This window comes from Ralstonia psammae, assembly GCF_958405935.1.
GTDB classification, from domain to species: domain Bacteria; phylum Pseudomonadota; class Gammaproteobacteria; order Burkholderiales; family Burkholderiaceae; genus Ralstonia; species Ralstonia psammae.
This window is the reverse complement of sequence record NZ_CATZBU010000005.1, coordinates 292,001-307,037: the sequence shown is the minus strand read 5'-3', so window position 1 is coordinate 307,037 and position 15,037 is coordinate 292,001. Positions and strand designations below refer to the sequence as shown.

Annotated in this window: 12 protein-coding genes and 1 tRNA gene; 5 read left to right on the top strand and 8 right to left on the bottom strand. The window is 61.0% G+C overall.

What is annotated here, in order from left to right:
- Positions 1-154 precede the first annotated feature (154 nt).
- The 3 genes from R2N16_RS13540 to R2N16_RS13530 all read left to right on the top strand — a co-directional run bounded on the left by R2N16_RS13540 (position 155) and on the right by R2N16_RS13530 (position 4,032).
- A complete protein-coding gene (locus R2N16_RS13540) occupies positions 155-1,288 on the top strand; it encodes a PAS domain-containing sensor histidine kinase (protein ID WP_316666253.1) in 1,134 nt (377 codons plus the stop codon).
- A gap of 744 nt (positions 1,289-2,032) precedes the next feature.
- On the top strand, positions 2,033-3,373 hold the full coding sequence (locus R2N16_RS13535) for a cytochrome C (RefSeq protein WP_316666252.1): 1,341 nt from the start codon (positions 2,033-2,035) through the stop codon (positions 3,371-3,373).
- Positions 3,374-3,411: 38 nt separating this feature from the next.
- On the top strand, positions 3,412-4,032 hold the full coding sequence (locus tag R2N16_RS13530; RefSeq protein WP_316666251.1) for a c-type cytochrome: 621 nt from the start codon (positions 3,412-3,414) through the stop codon (positions 4,030-4,032).
- Positions 4,033-4,295: 263 nt separating this feature from the next.
- On the opposite strand, the gene R2N16_RS13525 is transcribed toward R2N16_RS13530, so the two are convergent.
- On the bottom strand, positions 4,296-4,721 hold the full coding sequence (locus tag R2N16_RS13525) for a GlcG/HbpS family heme-binding protein (protein WP_316666250.1): 426 nt from the start codon (positions 4,719-4,721) through the stop codon (positions 4,296-4,298).
- A gap of 33 nt (positions 4,722-4,754) precedes the next feature.
- The gene (locus R2N16_RS13520; RefSeq protein WP_316666249.1) at positions 4,755-5,768 is read right to left on the bottom strand and encodes a zinc-binding alcohol dehydrogenase family protein; all 1,014 of its coding nucleotides are present in this window, start codon (positions 5,766-5,768) and stop codon (positions 4,755-4,757) included.
- Positions 5,769-5,865: 97 nt separating this feature from the next.
- On the opposite strand from R2N16_RS13520, the gene R2N16_RS13515 reads away from it, so the two are divergent.
- Entirely contained in the window at positions 5,866-6,795 is a 930-nt protein-coding gene (locus R2N16_RS13515) for a LysR family transcriptional regulator (RefSeq protein ID WP_316666335.1), read from the top strand.
- A gap of 75 nt (positions 6,796-6,870) precedes the next feature.
- Here R2N16_RS13515 and R2N16_RS13510 read toward each other — a convergent pair whose 3' ends face one another.
- Positions 6,871-7,242 (bottom strand): hypothetical protein, encoded by a 372-nt coding sequence (locus R2N16_RS13510; RefSeq protein WP_316666248.1) that lies wholly within the window; start codon positions 7,240-7,242, stop codon positions 6,871-6,873.
- Positions 7,243-7,942: 700 nt separating this feature from the next.
- Here R2N16_RS13510 and R2N16_RS13505 point away from each other — a divergent pair.
- On the top strand, positions 7,943-8,416 hold the full coding sequence (locus R2N16_RS13505) for a hypothetical protein (RefSeq protein ID WP_316666247.1): 474 nt from the start codon (positions 7,943-7,945) through the stop codon (positions 8,414-8,416).
- 275 nt (positions 8,417-8,691) lie between these two features.
- Here R2N16_RS13505 and R2N16_RS13500 read toward each other — a convergent pair whose 3' ends face one another.
- The 5 genes from R2N16_RS13500 to R2N16_RS13480 form a co-directional block, all read right to left on the bottom strand.
- Entirely contained in the window at positions 8,692-10,947 is a 2,256-nt protein-coding gene (locus tag R2N16_RS13500; protein ID WP_316666246.1) for a hypothetical protein, read from the bottom strand.
- On the bottom strand, positions 10,944-12,464 hold the full coding sequence (locus tag R2N16_RS13495) for an SIR2 family protein (RefSeq protein WP_316666245.1): 1,521 nt from the start codon (positions 12,462-12,464) through the stop codon (positions 10,944-10,946). Before R2N16_RS13495 ends, R2N16_RS13500 begins: the two co-directional genes overlap by 4 nt.
- Before the next feature lie 206 nt (positions 12,465-12,670).
- A tRNA-Ala gene (locus tag R2N16_RS13490) sits at positions 12,671-12,746 on the bottom strand.
- Between the two features lie 47 nt (positions 12,747-12,793).
- A complete protein-coding gene (soxB, locus tag R2N16_RS13485) occupies positions 12,794-14,515 on the bottom strand; it encodes a thiosulfohydrolase SoxB (RefSeq protein WP_316666243.1) in 1,722 nt (573 codons plus the stop codon).
- A complete protein-coding gene (locus tag R2N16_RS13480) occupies positions 14,512-15,033 on the bottom strand; it encodes a TlpA disulfide reductase family protein (protein WP_316666240.1) in 522 nt (173 codons plus the stop codon). The genes soxB and R2N16_RS13480 overlap by 4 nt, the downstream gene beginning before the upstream one ends.
- Positions 15,034-15,037: the final 4 nt, after the last annotated feature.

Below are 15,037 nucleotides of genomic sequence, written 5' to 3'. Positions count from 1 at the left end.
AGCTTGGCCAAGCAGCACATCTGGCGCATCGTCGCATCGGCCAGGCGCGCTTTGCTTGCTGTCGATCGGGGGCATATTCTTAAGCACATGCACGGGCTGCAATGTCCCCCAGGCTTGCCTTTGGCGCCTGAACCCGCTGCGATGAGGGCCTGGCATGGATACCAACGCAGACAGATTGCGAAGACTGGGAAGCGATGCAGCCATCGCTCGCGTGCCCGTGGAGGAGCGTTATCGCACCCTGGTCGACGCGATACAGGACTATGCAATTTTCCTGCTGGATCCCACAGGTCACATTGCCAGTTGGAATGCCGGTGCCGAACGCATCAAGGGCTATCACGCCAACGAAATCATCGGCCAGCACTTCTCGGTCTTCTATCCTGCCGACGCAATTGCGCAGGACTATCCGAACGAAGAACTCCGGCGCGCCCGCGCGCTTGGCCGCTGGGAAGACGAGGGGTGGCGCATACGCAAAGGCGGCTCGCGTTTCTGGGCCAACGTGGTGATCACCGCCCTGCACGATGATGACGGCGACCTGATCGGCTTTGCCAAAGTCACCCGGGACCTGACCGAACGCGAGCGACTCAAGCAACTGGAGTACGCGAGTGAACTGGCATCCCGCGTCGAGGCCACGCGTGAAGAAGAAAAGAAGCGTATTGCGCGCGAGCTTCATGATGACCTGGGGCAGCAATTGACTGCGTTGAAGATGATCATCACCGGCCTGCTTGCCGAAGACAGCACAACGCCAGAAGCCCAGGCATATGCGCGCGAAAGAACACAGACGATGAGCCATGCCGTCGACCACGCGCTGGCGTCGGTCCGGCGTCTTGCCGCCGGCCTGCGGCCGACAATGCTCGACGACCTGGGGCTGCTACCCGCACTCGACTGGCTCGTCACCGATTTCAGCCGACATACCGGACTGCGGGTCGTGCTGAACTGCAACACGCATACGGTGGCGTTCAATGACACCGCCTCCACTGCGCTGTTCAGGATCGTGCAAGAAGGTCTGACCAATGTTGCCCGACATGCACCGTCGGCAACGGAAGTGGTGATCGATCTCCGATGCGACCCGTCGAATTGCGAGCTGACGATTCGCAACAACGGTGCCGTCGTAACGCGCTCGGCCGAACCTGCAGCCGGGCAGCCGCCGTCATCGGGCATCGCAGGCATCCGTGAACGCGTGCGGCGCCTGGGCGGAACGTTCGCAGCGGGGCCCCTTGCGCAGGGCGGGTACCGCATCCAGATTTCGATTCCGCGAAGAGCGATTGAACTCGATTTGCCGCCGGGCTAGTAGGCGTCATCCGCCAACAGAACAGACCGTGGTGTGTCCTCTTTCTGCTTCTTGGGCGCGGCAGTGTAACTCGGGCTTTTCCGCCAATCGCGTGATGATGCGACCGACGCGACCCGGCATCAAAGCGCGTAAGCAGGAGTGAGAGTCATGGTGCGCACCGTCGGCGCGCGTCGTTCTGTGATCAAGGCCGCGACATACGAGCGGTCGCGCTTCAACGGGGCCGGAGAACAGCGACGGATTCGCATATACGAACCCCATGGACAGTGCGACGCAGAATGCCCGCGTCGTCCGCACAGCGTGCAATAGTCGTCCATGACCATGACCTTTATCGAGAGCCGGATGTCACTGACTTGAGTATCGGCGGGACGCCCGACTCCCGCTATCAGGGGACGCTCATTGTGTTGTCCGGGCGTGCCTTTCGTTCTGTAGGTAAATGCCGCAAGCGCTGTCAGTGCAGCCTGACAGGATCGACGCCGAACATTGGCGCCCACGTTCGGGCGACGAACGCCCGTAATCGGCAGTCTCTGGCTCGCCGCTCTTCGATGCACAGCGCGCAAACGTACAACAGGCGTCGCGACAGGAAACCTCGCCTTTCTTTGCATGCCCTCCTTTCTTCGCGGCGCTGCTAAATGTTGATCCGTATCAGGCTGATCGCGGTGGAAGGTTTGACAGTTTCGGCCGAGGCGCCTTTCATGGTTAAGCGTGCTGGTGAAAAAACCGAAAAAGAATTTGGGGAGGAGCACCATGCGACGTTTTATTGCTGCGCTCTATGCGCTCGCGGGGCTGTTGATGGGCAGCCTGATGGCGTGGCCCGGGCAAGCCGGTGCGGTACCGGCTTTCGCGCGTCAGACCGGGATGGCGTGCATGGCTTGCCATGTCAGCTTTCCTGAACTGACCCCGTTCGGCCGGTTCTTCAAGATGACTGGCTACACGCTGGCGAACAACAAGACGATTCCGCTCTCGGGCATGGTGCAGATTTCGCGCACCAACACGCGGACCATCGATCAGGACAACTTCGACTTCGTGCGCAACGGGGACACCGTGCCGCAGCAGGTCAGCCTGTTCTACGCCGGACGCATCGCGGGCCCCGTGGGTGCCTTTGCTCAGTGGACGTACGACGGCATTGCCCACCACAGCGCACTGGACAACACCGATATACGCGCCGCATGGCACCTGACGCGTGAGGACGTCGAGTTCATCTACGGCGTCACGGTCAACAACAACCCAACGGTGTCCGACGTTTGGAACAGCAGTCCGGCATTCGGGTATCCGTATGCCGCTCCCAGCATCGGCGTGCCCCCATTGGCGGGCACCCTCATCGACGGCGGCTTGGCGCAGCAGGTGGTCGGCGCAAGCGCATACGCGTTCTGGCAGCGCCATGTCTATGCAGAACTGGGCGCCTACCGAACTGCCGATCAGGCCTTCTCCGTGTTCCGTGCAGGGCAGGACACCGCAACCCCGGGCGGCGTGGCACGTTTGAGCGGCGCGAATCCCTACTGGCGGCTGGCATACAACCAGGAGTGGGGCTCCCATTCGGTCATGTTTGGCACGTTCGGGTTGCTGGCCAACCGGTATCCCGACAACACCATGCCGGGCACACCAACCGATCGCTTCCGAGACTATGCGCTCGACGCGCAGTATCAGTACTTGACCATGACCCATGCGTTCACGGCACAGACGGCATGGATACACGAGCAACAGAACTGGCGCGCCAGCTTCCCGAGTGGTGGCATCGGCGCGGGCCCCACTCCGGCCAACCCAACCGATCATCTCGACACCTTCAAAGCCAAGGCGTCGTACTACTACCAGCGCAAGTACGGGGGGTCGGTCGCGTACTTTTCAACAACCGGCAACGCAGACCCCGGCCTTTACGCCCCAGCGCCTGTGACGGGCAGCGCCAACGGGCGACCAGACACCCAAGGCGTGATCCTGGAGTTGGACTATTTACCGCATCCGCAGATCAGGCTCGCGTTGCAGTACACGTGGTTCCTGAAGTTCAACGGCGCCCATACCAATTACGACGGCAACGGCAGAAATGCGGTCGACAACAACACGATTTACCTGCTGGGCTGGTTCATGTTCTAGCCGTAGGTCACGCGCGACGATGCGAGGGGGATAAGGCCATGAATGGATTCCATCAGCCCAGGCGAATCTGGCTGGCCGGGTTGGCTGCGCTGGCGATGATCGGCTGGTCGGACATGGTGGGTGCGCAAGATGGTGAGAGGCTTGCCGCGCAGCTGTGTTCTTCGTGCCACGGTGCGCACGGCAAGAGCGAAGCACCGATGTTCCCGCGCCTGGATGCGCAGGTGCCGCAGTACCTGGAAGCGCAGTTGAAAGGCTTCCGCAACCGTGGCCGCGGTGAGACCGATGCACAGGCCTTTATGTGGGGTATTGCATCGCAGCTCGACGACACAACCATTGCGTCTCTGGCCGAATACTATGCGCGGCAGCCTGCCCCTGCCGGCCCTGCGGGTGACCCGGCACTGATGGCGCGTGGTAAAGAGATTTTCGAGCACGGTCTGCCTGCGGAAGGCGTACCGGCGTGCGCGTCCTGTCATGGGGCTCAAGCACAGGGCAACGGAACCTTCCCGAGGCTGGCGGGCCAGCATGACGCCTATCTCTTACGGCAGATTTCCGTGTTCAAGAACGGCACGCGCGCCAACGCTCCCGTGATGAGCGCCGTTGCACACACGCTGACGGACGACCAGGCGAAAGCGGTTGCTGCGTTCTTGCAAGCCCAGTAGCGGCGTGCCAAACGCAATCGCGCCTGACCCGGAGTTGGCTTTCGTGTGACCCGGTGCCAGCGGTGTGACCTCGGTGAATCGCCGAGCGGACGACCTTCGTGCGTGTTGACTGGACGTCCGCTGTCTCGTCGTCACACGAAGTGGCGGGCCCGACGACGGGGCTGGCGATGAGGGCATCTTCCCAGTTCGCATCCGGCGTCTTGGGTTCTCCGCGCCAACGACGCTCCAACCGATAACCCGCGCAAAACTGGCGGGCTCACAGCTCAAGACAGAAACCCTGCTTGCCGCAATGCCTCCTCGGCGGCCTCGTGGTCCTGGGCAGAGGTGCCCCCAGAGATACCGATGCCACCCACCAGACGCCCTTCGTGAAAAATCGGCACGCCGCCGCCCACCGGCATCAGGCGCGGATGGTGCGCCAGCGGGGCCACAGCGGGCTCGGCCATGTACTGGTTCCATTGATGCGTGGACATGCCAAACGAGGCTGCCGTCCATGCCTTGTTGATGGCGACGTCAACGGTCAGGAAAGGCGCGGCATCCGCACGCTCGAACGCGCGCAGGTGTCCGCCTGCATCGGTAATGGCAATGGTGGCGGCAAACCCGCGCGCGGCACAGGCGCGGCGCGCCTCCGCCAGCAAGGCTTGCGCGGCTTCCAGGCTGATCGTTGCCGTGGTGACGATAGGTGATGTCATGGTGAGGCTCCTTACAAATATGGTTCAGGAATTTCAGGGATTCGCGACGACGACCTTGCCGATCATGTTGCCGGCTTCGACCAGCGCATGCGCCTCGATCAAGCTCGCGGCGTTGATGCCATCAATGCGGTGCGTCAGGGTGTGCTTGATGTCTCCGCGATCGACCAGCTCGGCCACACGGCGCAGCAACGCGTGTTGTCGGGCAATGGTGTCGGTGGTGAACATGGCGCGGGTGAACATCAGTTCCCAATGAATCGAAATGGACTTCCCCTTGAACGGGCCGATGTTCAGGTCCACCGGGTCGTCGATGAGGGCGAATTGCCCCTCTGGGCGCAGCACAGCGGCGATCTGCGGCACGTGTGCGGCGCTTTGGTTCAGCCCAGCCACATGCGTGACGTGTTCAATGCCAAGCGCTGCCAACTGGGGCGCCCACGGTTGACGGTGATCGATGACGTGGTGTGCGCCATGCGCCAGCACCCATTCACGGGTTTCCGGCCGCGACGCCGTGCCGATCACGGTCATCCCCGTCAGCGCGCGCGCCAGCTGGGTCAGGATGGAGCCGACGCCGCCCGCTGCTCCGGTGACCAGCAGCACGTTGTTCTCGGTCGGATCGGCCGCCTGCACGCGCAGACGATCAAACAGCAATTCCCACGCAGTGATTGCCGTCAGCGGCAGCGACGCGGCCTGCGCAAAATCCAGCGATGCCGGCATGGGCCCGACGATGCGTTCGTCCACGGCATGCAGTTCACTGTTGGTGCCGGGCCGCGTAATGTCGCCGGCGTACCAGACACGGTCACCCGGCTTGAAGCGCGTGGCCAACGGGCCGGTCGCGCGGACGATGCCCGCTGCGTCCCACCCGGCAATGCGCGCCTGCCCCTCCGGAATGTCGCCGCCCCGCCGGATTTTGGTATCGACCGGGTTGACGGACACCGCTTTGACTTCCACCAGCACGTCGTGGTCGCGAAGTTCAGGCGTCGGCAGCTCGATGTCTTGCAGTGCCTGCGGATGGCTGATGGGGTGGTTCTGATAGAAACCGATGGCTTTCATGCACGTTCTCCAGAGAGTGAATGAGGGCCATGCTATCTTTCAGCGATATGCGGATAAACGGGCGGTACGCCCAAACACTTTCGGCATTTCAATGAAAATCATCCGCCTCGATGACGTGCAAATCTTCGTGCACACGGCCGACGCCGGCAGCTTCTCGGAGGCGGCACGCCAATTGAACATCGCGCCTGGGCAGGCAAGTGCCTCCGTGCAGCGGCTGGAGAAAGCGCTGGACGCGCGGCTGTTCACACGGTCCACGCGCAGCATGCAACTGTCCGAGGCTGGAGAGCGCTACCTGCCGCATGCGCGCGTCATGCTGGGCGCGCGGGAGCAAGGCGAACAGGCGCTGGCCGGTGGCCGGGAAACACTGTCCGGCCCGCTGCGGCTCTCTGCGCCGTCCGATTTCGGGAGAAACCTGCTGCTGCCGTGGCTCGACGCTTTTCAGCACCAGCACCCCGGTGTATCGGTGCACCTGAAATTGAGCGACCGGGCGGCCGACCTCATCCGCCAGCCGCTGGACTTTGCCGTGCGCTACGGGGCGCTGCCGGATTCATCTCTTCTGGCCATCAAGTTGCTCGACAACAACCGGCGTGCCTTGTGCGCAGCGCCGTCGTACATCGAACAACACGGCGCACCGGCCAAGGTCGATGACCTGCGGCGACACAACTGCCTTCGGTATATCTGGAGCGAGCAAGTCCATGAACGCTGGCGCTTTACCCTGCCCGGCGGCGAGCGCACCGTGGCAGTCACAGGAAATCGCGTGAGCGACGATGCCGATGCGGTGCGCCGCTGGGCGGTCGCCGGCGAAGGTCTGATCTATAAATCGCGATTGGATCTCATCCACGATTTGAAGGCCGGACGCTTGGTCGAGATCTTTCCGCAGGAATATGGCGAGCCTGCCCCACTGCATTTGATTTGCGCCCACCGTGCGCAACTGACACCCGCCATCAAAGCGCTGAGTGCCTTCCTGCGGGAACGCTGCATCGCCCTGCTCGCAAGCTACGCCACGGAAGGTTCGCCATCTGAGTAACTCGGTGCCCACTGGCCCCCACGTACCCACATGCATCAGCATTCCCGCCCGTCACGGGAACGCGTCAATCTGTTGTTATTGGCTGTAGCCCCGCCGCTCGATGGCGGCTAATACGTCCCACGTTTGCGGATCAACATCGCGGCCCCCGAGCGACATCGATACGTACGCATCAATCGCATCGACAAAGCCTTTAATGAATGCCGGCGGGAAGTCGTGCACCGAGAACTGCTGAAGCTGCTCGCGCAGCATGCCCGGCCGGCATTGGCCGTGCGTGCACATGGCGGTGCGCGTGCGCTTGAGATACGCCTGCGCCGCGATTGCGCCGTTCAGGTAGGTGCGGTTCTTGGTGAGCCTGCCTGTGTCGGATGACGTGGGCGCTGGGCTGGGTGGTGCTGCTGGTGGAGATGGGTAGGACGCGGGGCGGTGCCCGCTTTGAGAACTTGGCATGAAGCCTCCAGAGATGGTTGGAGGCCCGGCAACTCATCGCCAGACGAGGTGGCGGGCCTGACGGCGGGGCTGGCGAACCGGTTCTCTGGAGCACCGGCAGACCTTGCGGTCTCCCCACCCGGCCCGCCGTAGTGCGTGCGTGGGTGTGCAGAGCCGATGCGCGAAGCATCGTCTCTCCAGAGCCACCAGTACAGGTCGCCAAACCCGGCTGCCGTTGGTGCAGCAGCGGGATGGATTATAGCGATGGGGGCGGCGGGGAAAGTCTGATTCTTAGTCCGTCGGCGGCGACTGTCGGAGGGTCACGCTATACCTTCAAACACTCGCGCTTCACTCTCTGAGAGTCGAACGTCAGGGTCAAACACTGGCGTTCGACTGTCTGAGGGTCGAGCGTCAGGGTCAAAGGGTCGAACTCGAGTGTTTGAGGGTCGCGTTTGAGCCTCAAACACTCGAACGTCACTGTTTGAGGGTCGCGCGCCACTGTCTGAGGGTCGAGTGTCAGTCTCAGAGAGTCGAATTCGACTGTCCGAGGCTCGCGCTTCACGCTCCAACACTCGAACGGCGTGCGCGGGCTTGCCCGCCCCATGTGCGAGCGGTTTCCGTCAAATGTTGTGTACAGCATTGCGATCCGCCGCGGCGGTAGCGAACCTCACCGGGTTGTGCCGATCGGCATGACGTTGATATCCGTTTTAGAAGGAACGCAATGTCTCAGAACTTGATCTCGTTTCAACCCAGCGCCACCGACCTGACCGCCATTGACGGTGCGCTGAAGACACTGGAAGAAAAGCTCGTCGGCCTGATCGGCCTGTCAGTCGAGCAGCGCAGCACGCTCATGAAGATGGGCGACAAGTCCGAAGCGTTCTGCCGCCAGGCCGTGGAACTGCTGAGCAACAACCCCAGCGTGCTTCCTGCCAATTTCAACCTGCAGGAAATGCGACGTGACTTGGTGGGCTTCGACACCCTGCGCCCTCGCCTCGCCCGCGTGGAGAAGTTGCTGGAACGGATGCAGGATTCGCAACTGGCGATGGGCAGTGACCTGATGACGGCCGCGCTGGAGGGCTACACGTACCTGAAGGTTGCGGGTAAGGGCGAAGGGTTGGAATCGGCGCGACGGACGTTGTCGGCGCGGTTTAGCCGGGGGCCGCGCAAGCAGGTGGAGGAGGTGGCAGGGGAGTGAGGTGAGGGGCTGCTGATGGTGGTCTAGATGTTAAGAAGCCCGCGATGCTGAAAGGCTCGCGGGCTTTTTTTTGTTGGGCAGTGCTTGGCAAACTGACCCGCCAACTTGAATCGCGAAGACCCAGCGAATTGTTGAAGAAACGCGCAACGTGCCCCGGGGTGTTTTCTCGTTCCCTATTTGAGATATCCCCGTTGAAGCACCGGTTGATTTTGGGCGACGAGCTTACGCCTATGACGCTCCTACGTTCCGCGAAACTCTCTGGGCGTACCGGGAGATCAGCTAGAGCATGGCTTATCAGCGTCCAGCGCACGCTGTTGCTCACGCAACTCGTGATACGTCTCCTTCAATAACTGGGAGCCGCGTTCCGAATAGATGTTGCATATCTGCTCAGCGTCGTCATGCCGTCCCGCATCGGCCAATTTGGTAACGCATCGAATTACATCCTGTGGGGGAAAATCTGGTACGAAGCTGGAGAGAGCTGCTCGGAAAACGGCCGTAACTTCTTGCGGATTTCTGTCCGCCAATCTTGCCAAGTTCTCAACTAGCACGGGACCGTTATATTTGACATGAGCATGCGCTGCGGCGGCGGCCCAAACTTCGGTTAGTGGCTGCGTCAGGTCATCGATGAACGGAGCCAACTGGTTGAGCGCTGACTGAAGGTCGGGTGCTGTCGTTCCACTCTGTGCGATTTGTTCAGCGATTCTTTTCCAGAACACCAATACCTTCGACGAATACTGGGGCGTGCCCTCCGTTGATCTCATTGTCCAGAAGAACCAGCACAGTTTCGACAGCTCCTTGACCTTCAAGTTGGTGATGAGTTCTGCAAGCAAGCCGCCATCGTTGAATTCATCTTTGCTTTCCAGATAGGCAAGCCCCAAAAACTGGAGCGCCCGGTCAGCGACTTGATCAGGTAGTCCCTCCATGTAGACCATCCTTCTTAAATGGCCACCATCAACGAGTTTCGCGAACAGCCAGTCATATAGGTAATGCTGGTACGCGAATCCTTGCGCTGTGCAACGCCATGCCGTATCGCTTGAAAGCGAAAAAATGCGATCAAAGTTCTTTGTTGTCCACTCCGGGTTCAGGTAGTGCAAGTTTGCGCAATACATCCCGCACAGCGTGGCAAATTCGGCATTCCGACCGGCGTTGCTGCTAACGAGTTCAGTATCAAGCAACGGTTCGATCTTTGCCCAGGTCGCTCCGGACGCTTGCCCATGTACGGCTTCGTCACGCCGCATCGCAAGTGCCGTAAGAATGAGTGCTTCCAAGGTGCGGCCTCGCGGTGAATTTATCGCTTGCGAAACCGCATCGCTCGAATCTGCTGGCTCTTTTGGGCTGGTGACCGCCAAAACCTTTCTGAGAATTTCAACGCACTGATTGCGTAGCCCCGGAGCGATTCGACGCTCTTTGTTGGATGCGGCCTTAATGAGGTCAGCAATATCCCCCACAACCCATTTCACCGAGGGCTCCCACGCTTCCGGTTGCTCGGCTTCCATATCGATCTTGAATGACGGAGAGGACGTGATGGATTGGACAAGAGACAACGTAGCAGCCCAATCGATCTGCCGTTTGTCGTTGGTCAATCGTTCTATCAGCCCCCTCAATAGACCGTGTTGGTAGGGCCGCCCTACATCCGTAAACAGCGGGATTCGGCTGGCAAATCCATCCTCGCTAGCCCGTACAGCCGCTGACAGCGCCGACGCGAGACCGCGATATGTTGAGCCTTCTAACCTGCGGCCTTCCGGCACAAACTCTCGAAGCACCTTCAGCAGCTCATCATTCGACATTCCAACCAGCGCGTCGGACTCGACCGGGCTGCGGTCGCCCACCCAGCCAGTTGTGGTGTAGGAATGAAAGTCCGGATGTTCTCGAACAGGGCCCCAACGTTCTACCAATGCCGAGTATTTTTTATCGACCTCCGGGTCTCCCAACCCATACGCCGGATGCAGTAGGTCACGGCGATGAGTTTCATCCCATTCCTCCTGTCGTGATGGGTCGCTCCAGTCGCCGTGCAAGTTGTCCACTATGGCCAGATATTGAGACCTTTCGGAGGTCGAAAACCTGGTGAAGGCTTTCTTAATGAGCCAGAAAAGTTCATGCCAATAGGCGAGATTGAGAAACCAGTCGGGCTTGGCACACTCCCAGAAAAGTACTCCGGTGTGGCCATAGTCCTCGCCGCACGAGTAGATACCGATACGTACTAGGGTCGAGTACGGCGACTCAAGGAGCCCCCTAACCGCCTTGAGGGATTCGGCCCAGTTCGTGCTCAGTGCTCCGAGCGTTGCGTCCCGGATTGCGTCGACTAGCACCGCCCGGAAGCCATCTTTATGAGCATCCTGCGGATGCTCTTCAATTGCAGACCGCCATAGATATGAATACCGGTCTTCGTCAGGCTGGCCGATGCAGTCAGCAAAGCGCCGCGAGAGCATTTCAACGGCTGCAGGTCCGCACCGCTCACCAAGCTTGCGCGCGGACCCTTTAAGCACCTCACCCAGGTGGAAACTGTCGAGGACTCCTGTCTTGTCCGTCATGCCTTTCCCTCCGGTAGTTTCAGCGTCAACAGCGCATCAGCCAACAATAGTGCGAGCCTCCAATGGTCGGGCTCAGAACTATCCAGAAGGCGAGGCAGGAGCTTTTGGCCCAGGTCCATCCCCACCATGTTGGTGTCAAACCTTCCAGTCAACCAAGACCGCGTCATCGTGATGTCGGATTCGGTAATTACCTCAAGCGGCAACTGAGACAAGATAGTTGCTAAGGACCACCAAGTTCTCCAGTTATCCAATCCGCGAATTTGTGTTTCGGCAGAAACGCTGCGGACAATGTCAGCCACGCGCGTGGCGTACTCGCCAGAGACATGCCCAGCAATGACCTCTAGGTAGCGCAATGCCGGCCATCCATCAGCTTGGTACATCGTGCCCTGATCAGTCTCAAAGACCCTCACGCCAGGGCTGTGTTCAGCGTTGAAGTATCCGGCGGTGTCCAGGTCATTGAACCACGCAACCTCCTTCAACGAGTTAATGAGATAGGCCGCAAGTTCGGGATGCTTTTGTACAAGACGCATCGCAGCCCCCCGGTTATCCGGAGTTGGCTTCGTAACGCATCTGTCCAGGTGGGCCTGAATATCCAGAATGGTGGGGTCGCGGACATCTAGCTCTGTGCTCCAAGCCTTAAAGACTTCGACAAGTTCCTGATAGCCTTTCGAATCGATGCAGTACGGAATGACCTGCACGCCGCACTGGTCCCGGAAAAAATGCTCCATGAATTCGGTCTGCACAGACTCGGTCGTGCGATGAGCGTACAGAAGGAAGTGGCGCTCTTTCGCCGCTCCCTTTGTCAGCGATTCGTTCGAGCGAACAATGTGGTCCAGCACTTCCAGCTCGGCGAGGCCATACCCAACAAACAAAACTGTGTAGTTCCGGAACATGTTCGAGAGAAACGATTGCACTCTCTCGTCTGCGTAGTGGGAGATGTAATCCTTCAGGGACACCACCATCGAGCTTGGTTCCAAGTAGGAGCCGTGAAGATGGATTACAGCGCCTCGCTCCGTCAGCCGGTCAGGGGTCAGGTGTTCACGAAGATAATACTTAGGCCGCCTTTTTGGCCCTTCTACCGGTGTTGATTCACTTTCCGCTGCTGGCTCTGTCGCAAGTTCGTCAACTCCTGCATCGTCGAGCCACTTGTCGTAGTTGGTGGTTACGAAAACTGGCCGGAAGCTGGAAAGGAGTTCGTAAAGTTCAGCGCCAGCCGCGTCTGGTTTTGGCGGGTGAAGGATTTTGTCGTAGTCAATGAATACCCCATGCTCTTTCGCAAGAGTCAATGCAATTGACAAGGTGCGTCGCGCATCTCCCAGTCCTCGCAGTTGCTCTGCCTCAAGAAAGGTAAGCTTGCTCGCCTTCGCCAGCGCATTTACCACTTGGTTCGCAAAGCCGCGCCAGTCAGGACTGCCACACAGCATGGACGCGCCTGCACCGACGAAGATGACAAGCTCGCCGTGCTTTGCGGCGTCTTGAATAATTTGGTTCAGCTTATACGCGCCGTTTGCCGTCATTCGTACGTCTCAGCTCTAACAGTGATGGGCCCCCATCACGCTCATCATTCAGTGCGACAGGATTAAGAGTGCTCTCAACGGGAGTGCCTGAGACCACCGGCCCAGAGGAGAACAAACGCGCCGGATAGTCTTGGACGAAAAAAAACCAGAAACCCTTGTTTCGTAAGGATTTCCGGCTTTTCTCTGGAATCTACTGAAGTTGTATTTGGTGGACCGAAGGAGGATCGAACTCCCGACCTCCGCATTGCGAACGCGGCGCTCTCCCAGCTGAGCTATCGGCCCGTGGAAAATGAGTCTACCCGAACTTCCGGCGCCCTTTCAATCGCGGGTCAACCCGCGTTTTCCATGCCCGGATTGCCTTCCATGCCGACAATGCGTGGCGTGTTCAGCGGCCTCGCGGTCACTTCGCGCTGGTCGCGCAGCCAGTCGGCCAGCACGTCCCATACGGGGCGCCCGCCTGCCTTGCGGGCATCGGGCGACACGGCGGCCCAGCCGGCCACCTTGTAGCGGCGGTCGGCGTCGATGGGCTTGCCCTCACCTGGGCCGAGGCGCATGTCGGTAATGCGCTGGCCCATCGGCTTCATCGGGTCGATGGTGTAGCGCAGGCCGCCGGTGCGCACCATGTCGCCGCCCTGCTGGTAGTACGGGTCGGGGTTGAACAGGTTGTCGGCCACATCTTCGAGCACGGTCTTGATGGTGGCGCCCGTCATCTCGGTGAGTGTGGTGGCCGGGTACGTGATGGCGGTCTGCGCCATCAGCGCTTCCATGGTCAGCGCTTCGCCGGGCAGCAGCGTGGTGCCCCAGCGGAAGCCGGGCGAGAAGGCAATCTCGGCACCCTGCGCGTGCATCAGGCCATCAACGATGAGCTGGTCGAACGTGCCGTTGAAGTTGCCGCGCCGGTACAGCAGGCCGCGATTGACGGCGAGCGTTTCGCCGAGCTTGTCTTGGTACGGTGCACGCACGCGCTCGATCAGCGCGGTCATGGCCGGATCGGGCGGCAGCAGATCGGAGAACACCGGCAGCAGCGTGTAGCGGATGTCGCGCACCGCACCGCCGCGCACGTCCAGGTCGAGCACGCCGACAAACTTGCCATTGGCGCCCGCGTTGGTGACGAGCGTCACGCCGCCCGGGTTGCTGACCTTGACCGGCGCCGGCACCGCATCGTGCGTGTGCCCGCCGAGGATCACATCCAACCCGCGCACACGCGAGGCGAGCTTCAAGTCCACATCCATGCCGTTGTGCGACAGCAGGACGACCACCTTGGCGCCCTTGCCGCGCGCCTCGTCAATCATCTTCTGCAGGCGCGCTTCCTGGATGCCGAAGGTCCAGTCGGGCGTGAAGTCAGCCGGGTGCGCGATGGGGGTGTACGGAAACGCCTGGCCGATGATGGCCACTGGCACGCCGTTCAGCTCGCGCACCACGTAGGGGTCGAATACCGGATCACCAAAGTCGGCGGTCTGGATGTTCTGCGCGACAAAGGCAACCTTGTTCTTGAAGTCATGATCGACCACGTGGCGTACGCGGTCTGCGCCGTAGGTCATCTCCCAGTGCGGGGTCATGACGTCCACGCCCAGCGCGAGGGCCGCGTCGACCATGTCTTGGCCGTTGGTCCACAACGCGGTGGCGGAGCCCTGCCAGGTGTCGCCGCCGTCCAGCAGCAGCGCATTTGGGCGCGTGGCGCGCAGGCGCTTGATGAGCGTGGCCAGATGCGCGAAGCCGCCCATGCGGCCGTAGCGCCGTGCGGCCTCGGTAAAGTCGAGCGAGGTGAGTGCGTGCGCGGCGCGCGAGCCCGCCGCAATGCCGTAACGCTTGAGCAGCGCGTGCCCGACCAGATGCGGCGGCTGCCCGGCCCATTGCGCCACGCCCAGGTTGACGCTGGGCTCGCGGTATTCGATGGGCAGCAACTGCGCGTGGCAATCGGTGAAGTGCAGCAGGTGGACGTTGCCGAAGCGCGGCAGGTCGTAGCTGAGCGTGTCAGCGTGGGCGTCGGTCAGGCGCAGTCCGGCGGCGGCAGCCATGGCCAGCGCCTGGACGAATTCTCGGCGATTCATTGGGCAGGGGCCTTGGCAGGATGGGCGTAGCGCGCGAGGTCCGCCACGTCGTCTTCGAGCATCTCGCCCACTTCCTTGCGCACCACGCGCCCGCGTGCGTCGAGCACGAGCAGTTCAGGCAGGCCCTTGCGCGGGCCGGTGGCGGCGCACAGCGCGTCGGTTTCCATCGTCACCGGAAAGGTGAAGTTGCGCTTGGCGACGTAATCCTTCGCGAGCTGCGGGTTGGCGTCGATGCTGATGGTGAGGATGCGCAGGTCGGTGCCGCGCGTGGCGTCGTACAGCTTCTGCAGACGCGGGTTCTGCAGCGCGCAGAACGGGCACCACGATGCCCACGTGGCGATGATGACCGGGTGCCCGCGCCATGCGTCGCCCGGCACGCGTGTGCCGTCGAGCATTTGCAGGTCGGGCAGCGCAACCACATCGCCCACTTCGACGGCCTGTGCATGATTGGCAAACTGCGTGGCGGCAAACACCACCGCCGCTGCCACCCACATCAGGAACCGTCGAATGGTGTGCATGGCG